Consider the following 19,990-nt stretch of genomic DNA (forward strand, 5'->3'; position numbering starts at 1 on the left):
CACATGGCGCGCATCGTGCTCGGAGTGGGTGCCTCCCACTCCACCCTGATGAACACGCACTGGGACCACGTCGTGCACACCGACCGCGCGGAGCGGTTCCGGGACGCGCTGGCCGAAGCCCGCGACGCGGTCGCCGGCGCTCGGCCGGACGTGGCGATCATCGTCGGGTCCAACCACTTCCGCGGGTTCTGGCTGGACATGATCCCGGCGTTCACGCTCGGCGTCGGAGAGGTGATCGGGGCGGGCGAGGCGGGCACACCCAAAGGTCCGCAACGCAGCGATCCCGGCTTCGCGCAGGCGCTCGCGGGTGAGCTGATCGAGCGCGGAACCGAGGTGGCCATCTCGGCCCGGCTGCAGATCGACCACGGGCAGACCCACGCGATCCAGTACCTCCTGCGCGACCTCGACGTTCCCGTCGTCCCACTGGTGATCAACGTGTTCGCCGCCCCGCTGCCCAGGGTCGACCGCTGCCTGCAGCTGGGCCGCAACCTCGCCGCGGCCGTCGAGGCGATCCCCGAGGACCTCCGGGTCGTCGTGATCGCGTCGGGCGGGCTGTCGCACCAGCTGCCGTGGCCCGCCGACTGGCGGGACCCGCAGAACACGGACGAGGAGTTCCTCGTCGAGGCCTGGCTGAACGGTCGCGGCGAGTGGGAGCGCTACGACAAGCGGCGGCGGGAGATCATCACCGCGGCCCGCCCGACGATCTTCGAGGACTTCGACGAGGCGTTCCTGGCCGATCTCGAGGCGGGAAAGCTGGAGCGCTACGCGACCTACTCCTCCGACGACATCGAGGGGCTCGCCGGCAACGGCGGCCAGGAGCTGCGGACCTGGCTGACCATGGCCGCGGCCATGGGCTTCGCGCCCGGGCGCCGCCTGGCGTACGCGGCGATGCCGGAGTGGCTGACCGGCATGGGGGTCGGTTTGATCGAACCCGCGACGGAGCGCGAGCCGTGATCGCGCCGACCGGCACGGCCGTCGCCGAGGAGGCCGTCGTCGACCGGCTGCTCGCCGCGATCAGCGAGGACCGGCTGCGCGCCGCCGCCCGCGCCGTCACCGGGATCCCGAGCCCCACCGGACGGGAGGCGCCGCTGGCGCGCTTCCTGGCCGACCGGCTCGCCGCGGCCGGGTTCGCGGCGACCGCGCAGCACATCGACGAGTTCCAGGCCAACGCCGTGGGCAGGCTGCGCGGCAGCGGTGGCGGCGAGGACCTGATGCTCTACGCGCCGATCGACACCCTCACCACGGGCGAGGAGGCGATCGACGTGCCGTGGATCGGGGAGCGCCTCCGTCCCGACATGCTGCCGGTGGCGCGCGACGAGGGCGCGTTCGTCTCCGGGCTCGGCGCGAGCAACCCGAAGGGGCACGCGGCCTGCATCCTTGTGCTGGCGGAGGCGCTCGGTGAGGTCCGGCCGGAGCTCGCGGGCGACGTCGTCGTCGCGTTCGGGGCCGGCGGGATGCCGACCAACGCCGTCAACGCCCCCGGCTACCCGCAGCGGGCCAACACCGGCCAGGGCGTCGGCTGCTCGTTCCTGCTGGAGCGGGGCTGGTACACCGACCACGCCGTGATCGCGAAGCCAGGCGATCTCGTGGCGCACGAGGAGGTCGGACTGGCCTGGTTCGAGGTGACCGTCCTCGGCGTCCACACCTACGTCGGCAGCCGGCACCGGATGCCCTACCGCAACCCGATCGTCACGGCCGCCGAGGTCGTCACCCGGCTCGAGCGGTGGCTGGCCGACTACCCGGTCCGGCACCGCACGCCCACGGCAGCGCCGCAGGGTGTGATCGGGTCGATCGCGGGCGGCTGGGAGCGGATGCTCGCGGTGACCCCGGCGCTCTGCCGGCTGCGGCTCGACATCCGCGTCGCGCCCGGGACGACACCGCTGCAGGTCAAGCGGGAGCTCGCGGGCTTCGTCGAGGAGCTGGGCCGGGACCTGGACGTCGATCTCGGTGTCGAGATGGTGCTGGCCGTCCCGGCGACGCACACGCCGCCCGACGCCCCGATCGTGCAGCGGACGGTTGCGGCCTGGGAGCAGACCAACGGCCGCCCCCACGAGCCGATCCCCGACAACAGCGGCGCCACCGACGCGAACATCCTGCGGGCGCGCGGCATCCCGACCGCGCGGGTCGGGATGCCGAAGGTGACGTCGGAGAGGTTCGCCGTCGATTTCGCACGCGGGATGAACACCGTCGACGTGCGTGCAATGCGCCGCCTCTGCGAGGTGCTGGCGCGTACGACGATCGCCACCACACGAGAGGAATCCTGATGGCGCCCCCACCGGAGAGCCGCTACGCGGACGGCGGCGGCGTCCGCTACCACTACCACGATCTCGGGAGCGGTCCCGACACCGTTTTCCTGCACGGTGGCGGCCCCGGCTGCACGGCGTGGAGCGACTTCGGGCCGGTCGCCCCGCTCTTCGCGGCCGACCGCCGCTGCCTGCTCGTGGACATCCACCAGTACGGCAAGTCCGAGAAGTCGCGCATCGACGGTCCGATGTGGGACCACCACGCGGCCACGACCGTCGCGCTCATGGACACGCTCGGGGTGGAGCGCGCGGACTTCGTCTGCAACTCGTGGGGCGGCACGATCGCGCTCAACCTGGCGGCGAAGTACCCGGACCGCGCGCGTTCGTTGGTCGTCACCGGGAGCATGCCGGTCTTCTACGGTCCGCTCGCCCCGCTGCCAGAGGGCGGTCGCCGCGGCCGCAACGCCCGCGACGTCTACTACGGCGGCGAGGGCCCCACGCGCGAGAAGATGCGCGAGCTGATCACCCGGCTCGAGTGGTACGACACCGGCGCGCTGCCCGAGGAGACCCTGGACCTGCGTTACGAGCAGAGCCTCGACCCCGGTGAGCGCGCGCTGGCCGGGATGTCGGACTCGCCGCGGGGGGAGTGGCAGGACCTGACCGCGGAGCTGGGGCGCATCGAGGCCCCTGTCCTGTTCGTCTGGGGCATGCAGGACGCGTTCCTGACGCCCGACTACCCGCTGATGCTGGCCCGGATGGTCCCGCGCGGAAACCTGTACGTGATGGACCACGCCTCTCACCACCTGCAGGAGGAGCGCCCGCAGGCCTACTACTCGGTGGTCTCGGGCTTCCTGGACTCGCTGCCGGCAGGCGGCGTGCCGGCAGGCTCGCTCGCAGGGCTTGGAGCCCGATGAAGGTGCGCCCGATGAAGATCCGCAGGCCGCTGGTCGTGCTGGCACTGGTGGGCGCCGTGTTCGCGGTGCGCAAGCTCGCCGCGCACAGCAACACACAGGTCCACCGCATCAACCAGAAGTAAGGACTCCCCGTGAGCATCTGGACCGAACTCAGCCCGATTCCGTTCCGCGTCGAGTACGTCGACGCCGCAGGCGTCCCCACCCGGGCGCTGCGCGCAGGCAACCCCGACGCGGAGTCGGTGGTGTTCCTGCACGGCACGAGCGGACACCTGGAGGTGTTCACCCGCAACGTCGTGGCGCACGCCGAGTACGACGTGCACGCGATCGACATGCTCGGCCACGGCTACACCGGCAAGCCGGACCGCCCGTACGAGATCGCGGACTACGTCCAGCACCTGGTCGACTACTTCGACGCGGTCGGGATCGCGCGGGCGCACATCGTCGGCGAGTCGCTCGGCGGCTGGGTCGGCGCCCGGACCGCCGCCACACACCCCGAGCGCGTCCAGAGCCTGCAGCTGCTCTGCGCGGGCGGGACCGTGGCCAACCCCGCCGTCATGGAGCGGATCAAGACCAGCACCCGCAACGCTGTCACCACCGACGACGTCGAGCTGACCCGTCAGCGGCTGCGGCTGTTGATGGCCGACCCGGAGGACGCCACCGAGGAGCTGGTCGAGGTCCGGCACGCGATCTACCACGCCCCGGACTTCGTGGCCAATGTCGACAACCTGCTGTCGCTGCAGGACATGGAGCGCCGCACGCGCAACCTGCTCACGCCGGAGGAGCTCGCCCGGATCACGCAGCCGACGCTGATCGTGTGGGGTCGGGAGAACCCGTTCGGCGAGGTGCCGGAGGCGTCCGCGATGCACGAGAACATCCCCGGCTCGCAGCTGGAGCTGTTCGAGCGGTGCGGGCACTGGCCGCAGCACGAGCAGGCCGAGCTCTACAACCCGATCAGCCTGGAGTTCCTCCGGAAGGCCGGGCGCTGATGCGGGCCGCGCGCTTCCACGCGTGGGGTGGGGCGCCGGTCCTCGACGAGGTTCCGCCGCCGACTCGCGCCGACGGCGAGGTACTGGTGACGGTCGACGCCGCCGCCGTCGCCCACCTCGACCTGACCATCGCGGGCGGCGACTTCGGGATGAAGCCCCAGCTGCCCTACATCGGCGGCGTCGAGGGGGCAGGGGTCGTCGCGGAGGCCGCCGGTGGTCTGGAACCGGGTACGCAGGTCATGCTTCGCGGGGGTGGGCTCGGGATGCTGCGCGACGGGACGTGGACCGAGCGGGTGAGCGTGCCAGCGAAGGCGGTGACCCCGCTCGCCGAGCCGCTTCCTCCCGAGGTCGCCGCGACGTTCTTCGTCCCCGCCACCACCGCCTACGTCGCACTCCACGACGTCGCGCGGCTGCAGCCGGGGGAGGAGGTCGTGGTCGTCGGTGCCGCGGGCGCGGTCGGGGCGATGGTGGTGCAGCAAGCCCTCGCCGCCGGGGCGACCGTGATCGGCGTGGTCGGGCGCAGCGACCAGCTGGACCTGGTGCCGGCCGGGGTCGAGGCGGTGGACGGCTCCTCGGACGAGTCGGTCGCGCAGCTCGCCAAGGCGCGCTCCGCGACCTTGCTCGTCGACACGCTCGGCGGCGAAGGGCTGGTCGGGCGCAGCCGGTGGGTCCGGAAGGGTGGGCGGGCCGTGGTGATCGGCTACGTCACCGGCACGAGCGTGACGATCGACCTGCCCTCCTGGCTGCTCGACGACGTGGCCCTCCTGCCCGTCAACATGATCCGGCAGGAGCGCCGAGCCCGCGAGGTGGCAGGCGAGCTCGTGCGCCGGCTCGCGGCCGGCGAGCTGGAGGTCGCGGTCCAGCCCTACGACCTGGCCGACACGAGGACGGCGATCGAGGACCTGCGGGCGGGCCGGGTGGCGGGGCGCGCGGTCGTACTCCCGTGAACTGCGGTCCACTCAGCGGACCGTGTCCGTTCCCCGGACCGGGTCTACTGGGCGACCCTGATCCGATGACGATGACGTCTGCCGCCCGCCAGGACCAGCCCGACACCGAAGCGAAGAGCGTCCTGGCGAAAGTGCAGCGCATCCTCGAGGCGTTCGGGCCCGACGACGAGCACCTGAGCTTGACCGAGATCGCCCGCCGGACGGGGCTCGCCAAGGCATCGGTCCATCGCCTCGCGCAGGAGCTCTTGCAGTGGGGCCTGCTCGAACGGCGTGGCTCGAGCTACTGGCTCGGCATGCGCCTGTTCGAGATCGGCCAGCGCGTGCCGCGCCAGCGGATCCTGCGCGACGCCGCCCGCCCGTACATGGAGGACCTCCACCACGCCACCAACGAGACCGTCCACCTGGCCGTGCTCGACGGGCTGGAGGTGCTCTACCTCGAGAAGGTCTCCGGGCACGGGCGGGTGCCATCCCGCGTTGCCGGCCGGATGCCGCTGCACTGCACGGCGACCGGCAAGGTGCTGCTCGCCTTCGGACCGCAGCGGCTCGTCGACGAGGTGCTGGCGAGCCCGCTGCGACGGCTCACCCCGTACACGGTCGCGGCGCCCGGGCTCCTCCTGCAGGAGCTGGCGAGGGCCCGCGAGCTCGGCTACGCCGTGGAGAACGAGCAGACGCGGGCCGGCTTCATGAGCGTGGCGATTCCGCTGACCGGCACGACGGGCGTGGTCACCGGGGCACTGTCCGTCACGGCACCGGTGTACCGGGCGGAAGTGCAGCAGTTCGCGGGGCTGCTGAACATGGTCGGGCGGCGGATCATGAAGTCGGTGGCGGCGCTGAGCCAGGGGTAGATGATCGAAGTGTCGGCGCGTCTTCGGCGAGATGAGGGTGTTGCCGAATCCGGTTGGGCCGTGTTGTGGGCTCGGTGGTTGGAACGGTGGCGCCCTTGGACCAGGCCTTCGGTGGCGCCGCGCAGTGTGCGGGGCCGCTCCTCACGCCTCAAGGGCGCTTCGCGATCGCTTCGCGATCGCTGCGCGACCCTTGACCCGTGCACCGGTTCTCGGCCCACGCAGCCGGTCGACGGGTCGCGTGCCCCGACACGGGGTGCGCGAGCCGACACCGGGTGCGCCAGGACGTCACGGACCTTGTGAGACCGGCCTGCTGGCGACGCCGGCCCCGCTCCTTCAGGGATGACTCCGAGGGGCGGCCCCGCACAATGCGCGGCGCCTTCAGGAGGCCCCGGCCGACAGCCGTGGGGCGGGACGCCGGGGCCTGGTCAGCGGTCTGTGCCTCTTGATCGCTGCTGACCTTGCGGGACGGGCACCCACACGCCTGATTCGGCAACACCCTCAGATCTGGCCGGTTCGGCGCCGAATTTCTGATCATGTCGACGGATTTGCCGAAACGGCCACGCGGAGCGTCCCCGACGCGTGATCCTTCCCGACATGGCCCCTCACTCCGCCGTCCTCGCGCCGCTGGCCCGGCAGGACGGCCGGATCTCGCCGAAACGCACCAGAGGTTTGGTCATGCCTCAAGAACGGAGGAACTCGCCGACCGCGGCCGCGAACTGCTCCGGCCGGTGGTCCACGGCCGGCACCCCGGTGTCCGGCAGCACCGCGCTGCGGGCTCCGGGGATCGCCGCCGCGATCCGGGGCAGGTCGGGCAGGGAGAACGTGTCGAGCTCGCCGCAGAGCGCGAGTGTCGGGGCCCGCACGAGGCCGATGCGCTCCTCCATGCGGTAGCGGTTCACCGCGCGGTGGCCCTCCTCGACCCGGTCGAGCACGGCGAGGGCGTCGCGCACGAGGCGGTCGAGCAGGTCGGGCCGGTCGGGCGGGTAGAAGCCGGCGCGGTTGGCCCACAGCTGCGCGAGGTGCGAGCCGTCCTCGGCGGGCACCACGTGGTCGATCGGCGGCCGGGACGTGGCGACCCGCTGCCGGCGTACAGCGTCGACGAACGGGGTAGCGGAGAGCACCAGGCCGTGCACCCGCTCCGGCGCGGCGGCCGCGACCTCGACCGCGATCACGCCGCCGGTGTGGTGCCCCACGACGGCGACGCTGTCGAGGCCAAGCGCGTCGCACAGGTCGACGACCCCGGCGGCGAACAGCTCGATCGTCCACGCGTCGGTCGGCCGGGCGGACGCCCCGAAGCCGAGGGTGTCCATGGCGATGGCCCGGTGGTTCGTGCCGAGCAGCGGCAGGACGTCGCGGTACTCGTCCCACGACCGCGGCGTCTGGTGCAGCAGCACCACCGGATCACCGGTGCCGTGCTCGACGTAGTGGACCTGGCCGCGGCGGGTGTCGGCGAACCCGTGCCGCAGACTGCTCACCGGAAAGCCGGGACGGTGGGCGCCTGGCCCATGAGGACGGCGCCCGCGGCGTCGTAGATCGCCGGGCTGAGGATCGCGTGTTCCTGCGGTACGAGGGCGTCGTTCAGCAGGGCGGGCAACGGGTGGTCCTGGCGGATGGCCGCGGTGCCGGAGAGCGAGACGACCTGGTGGACCACCTGTGAGGCCGTCCGCGCGAGGTGGGCCGCGGAGAGCCGCAGGTGGGCGCTCTGCACATCGCGCACCTCGCCGCCGTCGACGAGCGCCTGCCAGGCCTCGTCGGTGACCTCGTAGAAGTAGGCGCGCGCCGACCGCAACGTGGCCTCGGCCTCGGCGATACCGGCGCGGTAGTAGGCACGGTCGGCGAGCTTCGGGGCGCCGGTGATGCTCGCCCGGCCGCTGCCGACCTCACGCGGTCGCCGTGCCGAGCGCGGTGGCCGGCTGGGCGGATTCACCCTCGGTGTCCCGGATGGGCATGAGGACGGCGGCGATGAACGACACGGCCGCCATCCCGGCCATGTACCAGGCGATGCCCGCCCAGCTACCCGTGCGGCCCAGGATCGAGGTGGCGATAGCGGGCGCGAAGGCGTTGCCGGCGATCGTGCCGATCGTGAACCCGAGGGACATGCCGCTGTACCGCAGGGCGGGTGGGAACACCTGCGAGAAGTAGGCGGGGAACATGGCGTAGTTGGCCGAGTACGGCAGGAACAGCAGCACGAAGCCGAGCAGCATCAGCCCGTACTGGCGGGTGTCGAGCAGCGCGAACCACGCGAAGGGGAGGACCACCATGCCGGCTGCGCCGGCGAGGAACACCGTGCGGACCCCGATCCGGTCGGCGATCGGCCCGAAGAGCGGCGGGAACACGAGGGTCGCCACGACCGCGGGGAGCAGCACCGCCAGCATGGCGCTGTTGGTCAGCTGCAGCGCCTCTCGGCCGTAGGCCAGCGAGAAGACGGTCGTCATCGTGACGACGACACCTGCGCCGACCGTGCCGAGTGCCACCAGGATCACCCGCTGCCAGTCCGAGCGGAGCACGTCGAGGATCGGCAGGCGGCGCACCTCGCCGCTGTCCTGCACGGCGACGAACGCCGGGCTCTCGGCGAGCGTGACACGGGCGGCGACGCCGACGACGACCAGCACCGCGCTGATCAGGAACGGGATCCGCCAGCCCCAGCTCAGCAGCGCGTCCTCGGGCAGCTGCAGCACCGCGAGGAACGCGAGGTTCGAGGTCAGCGTGCCGACGCCTGCGCCGGTGTTGAGCAACGAGCCGACGAGGCCGCGGCGCCGCTCCGGGGTGTGCTCGACGGTCATCAGCACGGCCCCGCCGTACTCACCGCCGAGCGAGAGGCCTTGCACGATCCGCAGTGTGACCAGCAGGACGGGCGCCAGCACCCCGACGGTCGCGTAGGTGGGAAGCAGGCCGATCGCGAACGTCGAGGCGCCCATCATCGTGAGCGTCACGACCAGCATCGACTTGCGCCCGAGCCGGTCGCCGAAGTGCCCGAAGACGATCGCCCCGAGCGGGCGGGCGACGTAGCCGACGCCGAACGTCGAGAGCGAGATGAGGGTGCCGACCAGCGGGTCGAAAGCGGGGAAGAAGAGCCGGGCGAAGATCAGTGACGATGCCAGCCCGTAGATGAAGAAGTCGTAGAACTCGATGACCGTGCCGAGCCAGCTGGCGAGCACGGCCTTGACGGGGGTGCGCTGTGGATGCGTGGTGGTCATGGTTCCTCCGGAACCGCTGTCCGAGACCGACGCCGGGTGGCCACCCGGCGTCGGAAGAGTGGCCGTACCGTGTACGGTCCGCCGCACGGGGTCAAGGAGTCCGGTCCGGTGGCCGGAACGAGCCGTCAGGCGCGGACGTGCTGCAGGGTGCGGAGGGTGCCGTCGATGTAGGCCTCGAGGCCCGCGTCGAACTGCTCGTCGGACGGCAGGTCGGAGATGTCCCCGGCGAGTTCCACGACGTGCGGGAACTCGTCGATGGGCAGGGCCGCATAGAAGTGCGTGCGCTGGCGGCGTTCCTCGGCGCTCGCCGCCCGGCCGCTGCGGCCCCAGGGGCGGGGCTTCTGGTAGCTCGCGAAGCCGATCGCGTACGTCAGGAGGAAGCCGTAGCACCGCGCCGCCTGCGGGCCCGGGATCCCGGCGTCCACGAGGCGCGCCAGTACGGCCTCCATCGCTCCGCGCAGCGCGGCGCGGCTGCTCGTGACACGGGTCGCGAAGAGCCGCATGACCGACGGGTGCTCGCGCATCAGCGCCAGGAAGGCGTGACCGACGGTCCGCAGCGCGTCGGCGGGCCCGGCGTCCGGCTCGGGTGGCAGCCGCATCCGGCCGAGCACGTGGTCGGCCATGCCGTCGAGGATCTCGTCCTTGCTGCGGAAGTAGCTGTAGAGCGACATCGTGCCGACGCCCAGGTCGGCCGCGAGCCGGCGCACCGTGAGCCGGTCGATGTCGCCCTCCGCATCGGAGATGCGCAGCGCGGCCTCGATGATCCGGTCGGCCGAGAGCGCGGTCTCGCGCCCCGACCGCCTCGACTCCCTGGCCATCGGACCCCCTTGTGTCAGACCGTACCGTACGTCGTACGAGGAAGTGCTGACTCGAGGCTCGGCCTGCGCATCCCGCCCTGCGCCCCGGTGCCGGAGGTCGCCGCCTTCGCCCGGGAGTTCTGTCTCTACGGCACGCCGGCCGAGATCGTCGACCGGCTGACGACCGTGCGCGCGGCCGGAGCCGATGCGGTGTTACTGCAGCACGTCGGGTCCTACGACCTGCCGCGTGCCCTGCTGACCGAGGTCTCCGAAAGCGTGCTCCCGCTGCTTCGCGTCTCCCGGTGACCCGAGCCCGCCAACACCGAGGGGTGCAGGCCGGCGCCTCGCCCTCGCTGGTGTCGGGAGCCGCGCACTATTGCTGCAGGATCGGCGGCGAACCCTGGGTGGCGCATTCCGGCGGGGCGCTTGTCGCGGGTCGCCGCCGGTTCAGGCGATGTCAACGGAGCGAAGTGCGCGGGATATGCCCAGCGCGGCGGTGCGCACCGCGGGGGCGAGGCGGTGGGTGTGGAGGCGGTTGGCCCATCCGGTGATGGACAGGGCTGCGATGGCGTGGCCGTCGGTGTCGAGCACGGGGGCGGCGACGCAGGCGATCCCGCGCGTGGATTCCTCATGCTCCTCGGCGATGCCGTGGCGGCGGATGGTGTCGAGCTCGGCGCGCAGCAGGCCGGGGGCAATCACGGTGCGGGGGGTGCGGCGTTCGAGGCCCGCGGCGACGACGGCGGCGAGGCGCTCGGGTGGGCCGAAGGCGAGCAGGGCCTTCCCGACGCCGGTGCAGTAGGCGGGCATGCGTCCGCCGAGGCGGGACGGGATGTCGGGGCTGCCGCTGACGGTGAGTTTCTGGACGTAGACGACGTCGGTGCCGTCGAGGACGGCGAGGTGGACGGTCTCGCGGGTGGCCTCGAACAGGTCGGCGAGGAACGGTGCGGCGACGTCGAGGAGGTCGCGCTGGCGGGGCACGAGCTGGCCGAGCTCGAACAGGCGCAGGCCCAGACGCCAGGTGCCGGTGTCCGTGCGCTCGACGACGCCCCACTCGGAGAGCTCGCCGAGGAGGCGGTGGGCGGTGGGCTTGGCGATCGCGGTGCGGCGGCACAGCTCGGCGAGGCTGAGCTCGCCGTCGCCTGGGCGGAACGCGGTGAGCAGTGTGAACGCCCGCCCGACCATCGACAGCGTCGCACCGTTCCGCTGTACGGAATGCACGGCTCCATCCTGGCGGGGTGGCGGTGCGAGAGTCCAGCCATGACATCGGGCATGACATCAGCGAGCACGATCGACGCCGGGGTGCGCGCGGCGGAGGAGCGGTTGCGGCAGGCCCAGCGCACGCGGGTGCCCTGCCCGCCGGTGCGCGGCCTGCTGCCGGACACCTCGGTGGGCACCGGGTACGCGGTGCAGGAGCTGCTCACCCGCGGCCGGGTCGCGGACGGCGGGCGGATCGCCGGTCGCAAGATCGGCCTCACATCGCCCGCGGTGCAGGCCCAGCTGGGGGTGGACCAGCCCGACTTCGGGGTGCTGTTCGCCGACATGGCCTGTCCGCAGGACCGGCCGATCGACCGCGACCGCCTGCTGCAGCCGCGGATCGAGGCCGAGATCGCGTTCGTCCTCGCCGCCGATCTCGACGGTGACGTGGATGCCGCGGGCGCGCGTGCGGCGGTGGGTGAGGTGGTGCCTGCGCTGGAGATCGTCGACAGCCGCATCGCGGGGTGGGACATCACGTTCGTCGACACGGTCGCGGACAACGCATCCAGCGGCCTCTACGTCCTCGGTGACAGCGCGGGGCCGCTGGGCGATCGGGACCTGACCGCGGTCGAGATGACCATGACCCGGGCAGACGGGAGCGTGGCGAGCACCGGGTCGGGCGCGGCGTGCCTCGGGGACCCGGTCAACGCGCTGGTGTGGCTGGCCCGCACCGCGGCCGAGCTGGGCGAGCCGCTGCGCGCGGGCGAGGTCGTGCTGTCCGGGGCGCTCGGCCCGATGGTGCCGGTCACGCCGGGTGACGCGTTCACCGCGGAGCTGTCCGGCCTGGGCACGGTCCGGGCGAGCTTCACGTGAGCCGGACCAAGGTGGCGATCATCGGGTCGGGCAACATCGGCTCGGACCTGATGCTGAAGGTGATCCGGTTGTCGCAGACCCTGGAGATGGGCGCGATGGTCGGTATCGACCCCGACTCGGACGGGCTGGCCCGGGCGCGCAGGCTGGGCATCCCGACCACCGCCGGGGGCGTCGACGGGCTGGTTGCGCTGCCGGGTTTCGGCGAGATCGGGATCGTGTTCGACGCGACCTCGGCGAAGGCGCACGTGGCCAACGCGGCGACGCTCGAGTCGTACGGGAAGGTCCTGGTGGACCTGACCCCGGCGGCGATCGGGCCGTTCGTGGTGCCGGCGGTGAACCTGGGCGCGCACGCCGGCGCGCGCAACGTGAACATGGTGACCTGCGGTGGGCAGGCCACCATCCCGGTGGTTGCGGCGGTGTCCCGGGTGGCGCGGGTGCGCTACGCGGAGATCGTCGCCTCGATCGCGTCGAGGTCGGCGGGCCCGGGGACGCGAGCGAACATCGACGAGTTCACCGAGACCACCGCGCGGGCCATCGAAGCCGTCGGGGGAGCGGATCGCGGCAAGGCGATCATCGTGCTGAACCCGGCCGAGCCGCCGATGATCATGCGGGACACGGTGCTGTGCCTGGTCGACGGCGGCGAGCCGGACGCGATTCGCGCGAGCGTGGAGGGCATGGTCGCCGAGGTCGCCCGCTACGTGCCCGGCTACCGGCTCAAGCAGGCAGTGCAGGTCACACCGATCCCGCCGGACGAGCCGCTCGACACCTTGATCGGCCCTGGCACACCGCGGCCGGCGTGGCAGGTGACGGTGTTCCTCGAGGTCGAGGGCGCCGCCCACTACCTGCCGGCCTACGCCGGGAACCTCGACATCATGACCTCGGCGGCGCTGCGCACCGGTGAGCTGCTCGCCGCCCGACCCGTGGAGGCAGTGCTGTGACGAGGCTCTACATCCAGGATGTGACCCTGCGGGACGGGATGCACGCCATCCGCCACCGCTTGCGGCCCGACCAGGTCCGCGCCATCGCATCGGCGCTGGACGCGGCCGGGGTGGATGCGATCGAGGTCTCCCACGGCGATGGGCTCGCCGGGGCGAGCTTGACCTACGGGCCGGGCAGTAACACCGACTGGGAATGGATCGCCGCGGCCGCCGAGGTGGTTCAGAAGGCGCGCCTGACCACGTTGCTGCTGCCGGGCGTCGGCACGGTCGCCGATCTGCGCCGGGCCCATGACCTCGGGGTGGGGTCGGTGCGGATCGCCACCCATTGCACCGAGGCGGACATCGCCGCGCAGCACATCGCGACCGCCCGCGAGTTGGGCATGGACGTGGCCGGGTTCCTCATGCTGTCGCACATGGCGCCGCCTGCCGAGCTGGCGAAGCAGGCCAAGGTGATGGAGGAGGCCGGGGCGCACTGCGTGTACGTCACCGACTCCGGTGGCCGGTTGACCATGGCCGATGTGCGGGACCGCGTGCGCGCCTACCGCGACGTGCTCGACCCCGGCACGCAGATCGGCATCCACGCCCACGAGAACCTGTCGCTGTCGGTGGCGAACTCCGTCGTGGCCGTCGAGGAGGGCGTCACCCGCGTCGACGCCTCGCTGGCCGGGCAGGGCGCCGGTGCGGGGAACTGCCCGATCGAGGCGTTCGTCGCGGTGGCGAACCTGCACGGCTGGGAGCACGGGAGCGATCTGTTCGCCCTGCAGGACGCCGCCGACGACCTCGCCCGGCCGCTGCAGGACCGTCCGGTCCGGGTCGACCGCGAGACCCTCACCCTCGGCTACGCCGGCGTCTACTCCAGCTTCCTGCGCCACGCCGAACGCGCCGCGGCCGAACACGGCCTCGACACCCGCGCCATCCTGCTCGAGGTCGGACGCCGCCGCCTCGTCGGCGGCCAGGAAGACATGATCGTCGACATTGCGCTCGACCTCGCCAAGCCGTGACCGCCGTTTGAGCGGTGCGAGCCCTGCGAAAGTGGGTCAGAGCCTCCCTACGAGGCTGCTTCGGCTTCGGTGTGCAGGATCCGCCAGCACAGATAGATGCAGACGCCCGCCGCCGGCGCGCCCAGCAGGGTGCTGGCGATGGCAAGTGCGGTCACCTGCTCGGCCAGGTACAGCGGCAGCAGCACTGCGGTCTCGATGAGGCCTTTCAGGAGGAGTATCGCCGTGCACACCTGGTAGCGCCGGCGCCGGGCCCTATCCCGTCGCCAACTCAGCCGTTCACCGCGTGCCGCCCCGACCGCCAACCCGACCATCGGCCATCGCACCAGAATGGACACGAGTGACACGGCCGACAAACCGACGGCGGTCACCACGTCCACGAAGTAGAAGTCGACCGCGTACCCCGTGTTGCCGGCCCACAGCGTGGACAGCCCGACGATGACGAGCCCGATCAGCGCCGACCAGTACTTCCGGTCGGTGCACACGCGGACCACCGCGAACACCGCCACCGCCCCGACCGCGATCAAGGCGGACGGCACCACCTGATCGGTCAGGAGGTAGCCGACGAGGAACACCGTTTTCGACGCAACCGCCTCAGCGACCGTGCGCCAGCCGCCCAGCGCCTCGAACCAGGACAGCGACCTCCGGGTCATGATGGTGAAGCTCATGCGCCCGCCTCCGCCGTGCCGATACCGACCGGTTCGGCCGCTGCGCCGTCGCGGGGCTCCCGCGGCATGACGCGGCCGCCGAGGTCGGCGTGCGGGTTGCTGTCCCGGCGCATCGCGTCCTCGGCGGCGCCGATCGCGGCGAGCAGGCTCTGCTCGCCCCGTTCCGCCCGAACCAGCGCGTCCCGAAGGCGGTGCGCGTCCTGCATCGCCAGGTTTCCGCCGAACCCCGGGGCCAGGTGGATGGCGTCGCCGATCACGGTCACCGGACCGACCGGCCATTTCGGCACTGGCGGGATCACCCCGACGCGGATGGCGACCGTGACGTCCGGCCAAGCCTGCTCGACGACCGTCCGCAACGTCGGGTGCAGGTCCGCGGCGAGCTCCGTGGCGAGGGACCACACGTTGGCCGGCGCTTCGACGGTCCCGAGCTGCTCCTGCGTCACCGCCATCGCCCACATCACGTAGTTCTCCGCGCTGTCGACCACGCCGGCCGGCATGGCGGGCAGCCACCGTCTTCGCGCCGCCGTCGGCGGCTCGGCGAACCGGTGTATTCCCATGGCGACGGTCGTGTCGCCGACCTGTGCGGCAGCAGGGCTGTGGCCGATCAGCTCCGGCAGCCCGGTAGCGGCCACGGCGCGTAGCGGTGTGGCACCCATCAGCATGGGCCGGCCCGAGTCGACCACCCGCGCGTGCGGTAGGTACTGGCGGCGAACCGTCGAACCGACCCCGTCGGCACCGACCAGCACGTCCGCGATGTCTGTGGTGCCGTCGGAGAACCAGGCCCGCACGGTTCCGTCTGAGCACAGCTCGAACCGGGTGAGCGCCGCGCCGAACCGCACGGTGTCCTCCAGCCCGGTCAGCAACACCGCACGCAGCAGCCTCCGGCTGGCCTGCCGACCGGGCCGGACCCGGGTGCCATCGGCCGGCCTCGAGCCGACGATCGCGAGCTCGCCGTCGACCTCGGACAGGAGAAGGGTTCGGTTCCGCGGCCCGCCCAAGGTCGCTTCGGCCATCGCCCTGTGGCCCGGCGGCAGGCACGCGCGCAGGGCTGCCGTCCCCCTCTCATCGAGGTGCAGGCTGACGCCCTGTGGGCGGCCGTGTGCGCCGTCGCGCTCGTACACCGCGACGTCGATTCCCGACCGGCGCAGCCCTTGGGCCAGCGTCAAACCGCCGAGCCCGGCGCCCGCCACGATCACTCGCATCCCGTACCTCTTTCTTCATCGCTGATGAAGTTCACGGTAGCGCGGGTTCGCGTGAATCTCCACCAGATGATGAAGAATGAGCGGATAGACTCCATCGACCATGACCGACACCAGACCAGCGGGTCGCCCTGGACGTTGGCGATCCGGCGCGGAGAGCAGGCAGCGAATCCTGGAAGCGGCCCGCGCGCTGTTCCGCGAGCACGGCTACGCCGGCACCACGGTGCGTGCGGTCGCCGCCGAGGCACGGGTCGACCCGGCGATGGTCTTCTACTTCTTCGGCAGCAAGCAGGGGCTGTTCGGTGCGGCGGTCGAGATGGCGCCCGCCCTCCCCGAGACCATCGAGTCGATCTTCGTTGGCGGCCTCGACGGGATCGGCGAGCGCATGGTCCGCACGCTCCTGGAGAAGATGGACAGGTCAGAGCACGCCTCGCTCGCGATCATCACCCGGTCGGCGCCCACCCACGACCAGTCGGAGGCGCTGGTGCGCGAGTACGTCCATCGGGAGATCATCGACCGGCTCGCGGAGATGCTCGACGCCCCGGACGCGGGGCTGCGGGCGGGCATGGTGGCCGTGCAGCTCCTCGGCCTCGCGGCGGCGCGGTACGTGGTGCGGATCGAGCCGATCGTCTCCGCGTCGGTCGACGAGCTGGCGAGCCGGTTCGGTCCGCTCGTGCAGCGGTGCCTGACCGGGTAGGTCGTCGGGTCGGCCCCCGTTGGTCGAGCAGCCCAGGCGCCCCGCGGAACGTGTCGAGCCCTGTCCGCGAGAGCCGGAGTCGGCCGGTCTCGACACCGGCTCGCCTGAGCTCGCCCTGCCCCGCGTAGATCACCTGGCGGAGGCTGGAGTGGTCACGGGTCCGTGCGTCGGGATGCTCGGTGAGGTTCTTGAGGATCGTCGGCACTGCGAAGAGGTTGGTCACCTGCTCGCGCTCGGCAACGTCGACGTGATCTCACCCGGGCTCCACTCCCGCGTGGCGTACGCGGCAGGAGTGAGGCCGGTGCGGCTGCGGAAGAAACGACCGAAGTTGGCGGCATCGGTGAAGCCCAGATGGGCTGCGACGGCATCGGCCGTCCAACCCGCGAGGCCGAGCAGGCGTCGGGCTTCGAGGAGCCGACGTTCGTCGATCATCTGCCGCGCTCCGGTGCCGGCGGCGGCTCGGGTGGCACGGGTGAGGGTGCGTACCGAGTAGCCGAGCAGCCGGGCGTAGTCCTCCACGTGGTGCAGCTCGCGGAAATGCAGTTCCAGCGCATCCAGGAACTTCCGGTGGACCTTGGTGCGCCGGTCGTCGCCCGATGGGGCGGCGGTGTCCAGGCTGTGGGCGAGGCGGAGCAGCAGGGCCTCCAGCAGGCTGCGCCGCAGGGCGTGGTGGAGGGCCAGGGGCCGACGCCCCAGTGCGCGGTGCTCGTCGAGGAGCTGGAAGGCGGTGCGTTCGGCCCAGGGGGAGTCGTCGGGGTGCGGGGTCAGGACGGCGGATGCGTTATGGGCGGTGACGCCGGCGAGCAGGCGGGCGGTGTCAGCCGGCAGGACATCCGGCTCGAACAGGATGAAGGGGCCGCGAGCGGTACCGGGCGGGTGCCAGCACTGCGTACGGCCGGGGCGCACCCACAGCCACTGACCGGGGGCGACGGTGCGGGTGACGTGGTCGACATCGTGGTACAGCACGCCGGACGTCACGAGAATCATGTAGTGGAAGGTGGCCCGGCCGGGGCGGGCAGGGTTCCACGGCCAATCGTCGTGGTGGGCGTGGAAGTGCGGCGGCACCTCCACCGTCGGCCTGTCCGCCGCCACCCTCGCCAAGGACATGGGTGCGACCGTCCTGTCGACCACCCGAAACCCGGCAAGAACCGACTGGCTGTGCGAACGCGGCGTCGACCACCCCATCGTCGACACGGGACACATCGCTGACACCGTCCGTACCGTCGTCCCCGACGGCGTCGACAGCGCGCTGGAACTGGTCGGGATGGCGACGCTACGAGACACCCTGGACTCGGTCCGCCGGCACGGCACCGGGTGCTTCGCCGGCGCACTCGGCGGGAAGTGGACCGTCAAGGACTTCTCACCCTTCGGATACATCCCCTTCGGTGTCCGCCTCACCACCTACGGCGGCGGCGCCGACGACCTTCCGGCCGAGGTATTCGCGAAACAACTCGACGCGATCTCGCAAGGACGCCTCACCGCAATCATCGGGGGCGTCTACCACGGGCTGGACCAGGTACGGCAGGCGCAGGCCAACCTGGAAGCCGGTGACGCCCCGGGCAAGCATGTGGTCATTCTCGATTGACCCTGGTCTCGATTGCGGTCTGCGCGGTCCTCGGGTCAGTGAGCGTTCCTTTGCCACGGCGCAAGCGCCACCGCTGGCGTCGGCGGTTGTCAGACCTTCTCGACACGGAACACGGCGATCCGGTCCGCCGCCGCGGCCACCGCATCAGGTGTGGGTGCCTCGGCCAGCCCGTTGGTCACGTAGCGCCGTGCCGCGCTGGCCGGCTGGGTTTCCACGACCTCGCGCAGCAGTGGGCGACGCTCGTCCACCGGCACTTCGGTCAAGCGCACGGTGGAGCTGCGCCGACCCCGCGTCAACGTGACCGTCTCGGCGGCTCGCGCGTTGGCAACCCACGCGGCGTTCGGGAACGCCTGGACGATGTAGCGGCCGCCTGCCAGTGGAAGTACGGCGATCGGGAAGGTGCGCGGTTGCCCGGTGCGTCGCCCGGCGACGGTGAGCAGCTGCATCGGGCCGAACGCGATGCCGATCCGCTGGAGGCCGGTGATCACCTTGTTGATCCTCTTGACCATCCGTCGGTAGTTCTGTGCCTTCTGGGTGTCCTGTGTCATGAGATCGAACGTATCACAGATAATATGGATCTCGTACTAGTTGATGCTTCTGGCCTGCGCGGTCAGCTGAGCTCTGTGGTGGCGTCCTCGCCTGCGCGGGTTGCGCGGGTCAGGAAGTCGGCGATCGTTTCCAGCTCGGCGTCGGTGTATCGGTCGCAGATCTCGTCCATCGCGGTGCTCATCCCGGAGTAGAGCCGAAACAGTTCGCCCATGCGGTCGCGCATGGCTCTGACGGTCACGGCGCGGCGATCGGTGGCCTCCGGATCGCGTTCGCGGATGATCCACCCCCCGCGTTGAAGCCGGTCCAGGATGCCGGTCATCGTTGCGGGGTGCAGTCCGGCCCGCCGGGCGAGCTCGGTGGGGCCGAGGGGACCGTCACGGGCGATGAGCTCGAGGCAGTCCAGGTCGATGTCCTTCAGTTCCAGGCGCGTGACGACCCGGTGATTGAGCAAGGACAGCTGGTTGCGTAGATCGCGGAGTGACGCCTTGATCTCCGTGGCTAGTCGCCTGTGCCGACGGATTGCGTCTCGGTCGCCCGGCGCCGCCATTCCCATATGATATGATCTCCGTAGCATCTGGACTGCGATGAGACTAACAGGCGGGTGCGTCGATGCGAGGACTCGCGGCTACTCACCCTCCATCTCACGCTTGAGCGTCTCCCGGTCAGCCGGCCGCGAGGTGGTCGAGCAGGTCGGCGACAAGGCCTGCAGCATCCGTGCCGCCCTTGCCCTCCGGTGCGAGGTGGCCCGCCGTCTCCAGGTCGGCTGCGCCGTGGGCGACGGCCTGCAACAGGGCGGCCAGGCGCTCCGGCGGGCCCGCGGGCAGGGCGCCGCGCTCCTGGGCGGCCCGGACGACGCCCAGTAGCTGGTCCATCGCCGCGTTCGCGGCCCGGGCGAGCTCGTCGGACCCGGTGCTCCACGGCCCGAAGATCAGCCTGAACCGCCGCGGGTAGGCGAGGGCCCACCGCGCGTATCCCCCGAACACCGCACGCAGCGCGACCTCTGGTGGCGTGTCGGGAGCGAGCCCGCCCACGAGGGTGTCCCGCATGCGCAGCAGTTCCCGCGCGGCGATGGCGGCGAGGAGCGCTTCTTTGCTGGCGAAGTGTTTGTAAGGCGCATTATGGGAGACGCCGGCGCGGCGCCCGACCTCGCGCAACGTCACGGCCTCGACCCCGCCGGAGTCGAGCAGCGCCTCGGCGGCGTCGAGCAGTGCGTCGCGCGTTCCTGGCGGCATTCGCGCACCCTACCGTCGGTTGACGGCGTCAATCAGAGGCTGCTTCGCAGCCTGGCGGAAGCCTGTCGCGGCCGCCGAACGCGGTTGGTCGTGGCGGCCGACTGTCGGCAAATGTCCGGTTGACACTG

General features: G+C 71.6%; 23 protein-coding genes. 12 read left to right on the forward strand and 11 right to left on the reverse strand.

Going from position 1 to position 19,990, the window contains the following annotated elements; all coding sequences use genetic code 11:
* The first annotated feature begins 3 nt into the window (after positions 1–3).
* The 6 genes from K1T35_RS10815 (at position 4) to K1T35_RS10840 (ending at position 5,935) form a co-directional block, all read left to right on the forward strand.
* Positions 4–954 (forward strand): hypothetical protein, encoded by a 951-nt coding sequence (locus tag K1T35_RS10815; RefSeq protein ID WP_220260028.1) that lies wholly within the window; start codon positions 4–6, stop codon positions 952–954.
* Positions 951–2,264: a M20 family metallopeptidase gene (locus K1T35_RS10820; protein ID WP_220260029.1), complete on the forward strand. Its 1,314-nt coding sequence runs from the start codon at positions 951–953 to the stop codon at positions 2,262–2,264. The genes K1T35_RS10815 and K1T35_RS10820 overlap by 4 nt, the downstream gene beginning before the upstream one ends.
* Positions 2,264–3,157 (forward strand): alpha/beta fold hydrolase, encoded by an 894-nt coding sequence (locus K1T35_RS10825; protein ID WP_220260030.1) that lies wholly within the window; start codon positions 2,264–2,266, stop codon positions 3,155–3,157. Before K1T35_RS10820 ends, K1T35_RS10825 begins: the two co-directional genes overlap by 1 nt.
* 131 nt (positions 3,158–3,288) lie before the next feature.
* Positions 3,289–4,143 carry an alpha/beta fold hydrolase gene (locus tag K1T35_RS10830; protein ID WP_220260031.1) on the forward strand — a complete coding sequence of 285 codons (855 nt, stop codon included), beginning with the start codon at positions 3,289–3,291 and terminating at the stop codon, positions 4,141–4,143.
* The gene (locus tag K1T35_RS10835; protein ID WP_220260032.1) at positions 4,143–5,090 is read left to right on the forward strand and encodes a zinc-binding dehydrogenase; all 948 of its coding nucleotides are present in this window, start codon (positions 4,143–4,145) and stop codon (positions 5,088–5,090) included. Before K1T35_RS10830 ends, K1T35_RS10835 begins: the two co-directional genes overlap by 1 nt.
* A 65-nt stretch (positions 5,091–5,155) precedes the next feature.
* Complete coding sequence (locus K1T35_RS10840) at positions 5,156–5,935, forward strand: IclR family transcriptional regulator (RefSeq protein ID WP_255621764.1); 780 nt, start codon at positions 5,156–5,158, stop codon at positions 5,933–5,935.
* 680 nt (positions 5,936–6,615) lie between these two features.
* On the opposite strand, the gene K1T35_RS10845 is transcribed toward K1T35_RS10840, so the two are convergent.
* The 4 genes from K1T35_RS10845 to K1T35_RS10860 form a co-directional block, all read right to left on the reverse strand.
* On the reverse strand, positions 6,616–7,410 hold the full coding sequence (locus tag K1T35_RS10845) for an alpha/beta fold hydrolase (RefSeq protein ID WP_220260033.1): 795 nt from the start codon (positions 7,408–7,410) through the stop codon (positions 6,616–6,618).
* Positions 7,407–7,862 carry a hypothetical protein gene (locus K1T35_RS10850; RefSeq protein ID WP_220260034.1) on the reverse strand — a complete coding sequence of 152 codons (456 nt, stop codon included), beginning with the start codon at positions 7,860–7,862 and terminating at the stop codon, positions 7,407–7,409. The genes K1T35_RS10845 and K1T35_RS10850 overlap by 4 nt, the downstream gene beginning before the upstream one ends.
* Positions 7,816–9,132 (reverse strand): MFS transporter, encoded by a 1,317-nt coding sequence (locus K1T35_RS10855; protein ID WP_220260035.1) that lies wholly within the window; start codon positions 9,130–9,132, stop codon positions 7,816–7,818. Before K1T35_RS10855 ends, K1T35_RS10850 begins: the two co-directional genes overlap by 47 nt.
* Before the next feature lie 125 nt (positions 9,133–9,257).
* Positions 9,258–9,950 carry a TetR/AcrR family transcriptional regulator gene (locus K1T35_RS10860; protein WP_220260036.1) on the reverse strand — a complete coding sequence of 231 codons (693 nt, stop codon included), beginning with the start codon at positions 9,948–9,950 and terminating at the stop codon, positions 9,258–9,260.
* A gap of 87 nt (positions 9,951–10,037) precedes the next feature.
* Here K1T35_RS10860 and K1T35_RS10865 point away from each other — a divergent pair, with 87 nt between their 5' ends.
* Positions 10,038–10,235 carry a hypothetical protein gene (locus K1T35_RS10865; protein WP_220260037.1) on the forward strand — a complete coding sequence of 66 codons (198 nt, stop codon included), beginning with the start codon at positions 10,038–10,040 and terminating at the stop codon, positions 10,233–10,235.
* 141 nt (positions 10,236–10,376) lie between these two features.
* On the opposite strand, the gene K1T35_RS10870 is transcribed toward K1T35_RS10865, so the two are convergent.
* Positions 10,377–11,111, reverse strand: a complete 735-nt coding sequence (locus tag K1T35_RS10870; RefSeq protein WP_220262519.1) for an IclR family transcriptional regulator — start codon at positions 11,109–11,111, stop codon at positions 10,377–10,379.
* A gap of 87 nt (positions 11,112–11,198) precedes the next feature.
* On the opposite strand from K1T35_RS10870, the gene K1T35_RS10875 reads away from it, so the two are divergent.
* The 3 genes from K1T35_RS10875 to dmpG are packed head-to-tail and all read left to right on the forward strand — an operon-like array spanning position 11,199 to position 13,935.
* Positions 11,199–11,996, forward strand: coding sequence for a 2-keto-4-pentenoate hydratase (locus K1T35_RS10875; RefSeq protein WP_255621766.1), 798 nt, complete (start codon positions 11,199–11,201; stop codon positions 11,994–11,996).
* Entirely contained in the window at positions 11,993–12,934 is a 942-nt protein-coding gene (locus tag K1T35_RS10880; protein WP_220260039.1) for an acetaldehyde dehydrogenase (acetylating), read from the forward strand. Before K1T35_RS10875 ends, K1T35_RS10880 begins: the two co-directional genes overlap by 4 nt.
* Positions 12,931–13,935, forward strand: a complete 1,005-nt coding sequence (dmpG, locus tag K1T35_RS10885) for a 4-hydroxy-2-oxovalerate aldolase (protein ID WP_220260040.1) — start codon at positions 12,931–12,933, stop codon at positions 13,933–13,935. The genes K1T35_RS10880 and dmpG overlap by 4 nt, the downstream gene beginning before the upstream one ends.
* 47 nt (positions 13,936–13,982) lie before the next feature.
* On the opposite strand, the gene K1T35_RS10890 is transcribed toward dmpG, so the two are convergent.
* Both K1T35_RS10890 and K1T35_RS10895 read right to left on the reverse strand, forming a co-directional pair.
* Complete coding sequence (locus K1T35_RS10890; RefSeq protein WP_220260041.1) at positions 13,983–14,600, reverse strand: DUF3159 domain-containing protein; 618 nt, start codon at positions 14,598–14,600, stop codon at positions 13,983–13,985.
* Positions 14,597–15,802 carry an NAD(P)/FAD-dependent oxidoreductase gene (locus K1T35_RS10895; protein WP_255621768.1) on the reverse strand — a complete coding sequence of 402 codons (1,206 nt, stop codon included), beginning with the start codon at positions 15,800–15,802 and terminating at the stop codon, positions 14,597–14,599. The genes K1T35_RS10890 and K1T35_RS10895 overlap by 4 nt, the downstream gene beginning before the upstream one ends.
* 100 nt (positions 15,803–15,902) lie before the next feature.
* On the opposite strand from K1T35_RS10895, the gene K1T35_RS10900 reads away from it, so the two are divergent.
* The gene (locus tag K1T35_RS10900; RefSeq protein ID WP_220260042.1) at positions 15,903–16,496 is read left to right on the forward strand and encodes a TetR family transcriptional regulator; all 594 of its coding nucleotides are present in this window, start codon (positions 15,903–15,905) and stop codon (positions 16,494–16,496) included.
* Positions 16,497–16,715: 219 nt separating this feature from the next.
* On the opposite strand, the gene K1T35_RS10905 is transcribed toward K1T35_RS10900, so the two are convergent.
* Entirely contained in the window at positions 16,716–17,603 is an 888-nt protein-coding gene (locus K1T35_RS10905; protein WP_220260043.1) for an AraC family transcriptional regulator, read from the reverse strand.
* Between K1T35_RS10905 and K1T35_RS10910 the strand changes: the two genes are divergently transcribed.
* A complete protein-coding gene (locus tag K1T35_RS10910) occupies positions 17,602–18,081 on the forward strand; it encodes a zinc-binding dehydrogenase (protein ID WP_220260044.1) in 480 nt (159 codons plus the stop codon). The two genes, K1T35_RS10905 and K1T35_RS10910, sit on opposite strands and share 2 nt — an antisense overlap.
* Before the next feature lie 89 nt (positions 18,082–18,170).
* Here the strand turns inward: K1T35_RS10910 and K1T35_RS10915 are convergent, their stop codons facing one another.
* The 3 genes from K1T35_RS10915 to K1T35_RS10925 all read right to left on the reverse strand — a co-directional run bounded on the left by K1T35_RS10915 (position 18,171) and on the right by K1T35_RS10925 (position 19,862).
* Positions 18,171–18,629 (reverse strand): nitroreductase family deazaflavin-dependent oxidoreductase, encoded by a 459-nt coding sequence (locus K1T35_RS10915; protein WP_255621770.1) that lies wholly within the window; start codon positions 18,627–18,629, stop codon positions 18,171–18,173.
* A gap of 62 nt (positions 18,630–18,691) precedes the next feature.
* Positions 18,692–19,177, reverse strand: a complete 486-nt coding sequence (locus K1T35_RS10920; RefSeq protein ID WP_220260045.1) for a MarR family transcriptional regulator — start codon at positions 19,175–19,177, stop codon at positions 18,692–18,694.
* Positions 19,178–19,292: 115 nt separating this feature from the next.
* On the reverse strand, positions 19,293–19,862 hold the full coding sequence (locus K1T35_RS10925; protein ID WP_220260046.1) for a TetR/AcrR family transcriptional regulator: 570 nt from the start codon (positions 19,860–19,862) through the stop codon (positions 19,293–19,295).
* Between the last annotated feature and the right edge of the window lie 128 nt (positions 19,863–19,990).

This window comes from Pseudonocardia sp. DSM 110487, from assembly GCF_019468565.1.
Taxonomy (GTDB): domain Bacteria; phylum Actinomycetota; class Actinomycetes; order Mycobacteriales; family Pseudonocardiaceae; genus Pseudonocardia.

Bases quoted from the DNA above. Each gene is read 5' to 3' on its own strand.
- K1T35_RS10815 (WP_220260028.1), top strand. From the start codon at position 4: ATGGCGCGCATCGTGCTCGGAGTGGGTGCCTCCCACTCCACCCTGATG.
- K1T35_RS10825 (WP_220260030.1), top strand. From the start codon at position 2,264: ATGGCGCCCCCACCGGAGAGCCGCTACGCGGACGGCGGCGGCGTCCGC.
- K1T35_RS10835 (WP_220260032.1), top strand. From the start codon at position 4,143: ATGCGGGCCGCGCGCTTCCACGCGTGGGGTGGGGCGCCGGTCCTCGAC.
- K1T35_RS10840 (WP_255621764.1), top strand. From the start codon at position 5,156: ATGACGATGACGTCTGCCGCCCGCCAGGACCAGCCCGACACCGAAGCG.
- K1T35_RS10855 (WP_220260035.1), bottom strand. From the start codon at position 9,132: ATGACCACCACGCATCCACAGCGCACCCCCGTCAAGGCCGTGCTCGCC.
- K1T35_RS10860 (WP_220260036.1), bottom strand. From the start codon at position 9,950: ATGGCCAGGGAGTCGAGGCGGTCGGGGCGCGAGACCGCGCTCTCGGCC.
- K1T35_RS10870 (WP_220262519.1), bottom strand. From the start codon at position 11,111: ATGGTCGGGCGGGCGTTCACACTGCTCACCGCGTTCCGCCCAGGCGAC.
- K1T35_RS10875 (WP_255621766.1), top strand. From the start codon at position 11,199: ATGACATCAGCGAGCACGATCGACGCCGGGGTGCGCGCGGCGGAGGAG.
- K1T35_RS10890 (WP_220260041.1), bottom strand. From the start codon at position 14,600: ATGAGCTTCACCATCATGACCCGGAGGTCGCTGTCCTGGTTCGAGGCG.
- K1T35_RS10895 (WP_255621768.1), bottom strand. From the start codon at position 15,802: ATGCGAGTGATCGTGGCGGGCGCCGGGCTCGGCGGTTTGACGCTGGCC.
- K1T35_RS10900 (WP_220260042.1), top strand. From the start codon at position 15,903: ATGACCGACACCAGACCAGCGGGTCGCCCTGGACGTTGGCGATCCGGC.
- K1T35_RS10910 (WP_220260044.1), top strand. From the start codon at position 17,602: ATGGGTGCGACCGTCCTGTCGACCACCCGAAACCCGGCAAGAACCGAC.
- K1T35_RS10905 (WP_220260043.1), bottom strand. From the start codon at position 17,603: ATGTCCTTGGCGAGGGTGGCGGCGGACAGGCCGACGGTGGAGGTGCCG.
- K1T35_RS10915 (WP_255621770.1), bottom strand. From the start codon at position 18,629: ATGACACAGGACACCCAGAAGGCACAGAACTACCGACGGATGGTCAAG.
- K1T35_RS10920 (WP_220260045.1), bottom strand. From the start codon at position 19,177: ATGGCGGCGCCGGGCGACCGAGACGCAATCCGTCGGCACAGGCGACTA.
- K1T35_RS10925 (WP_220260046.1), bottom strand. From the start codon at position 19,862: ATGCCGCCAGGAACGCGCGACGCACTGCTCGACGCCGCCGAGGCGCTG.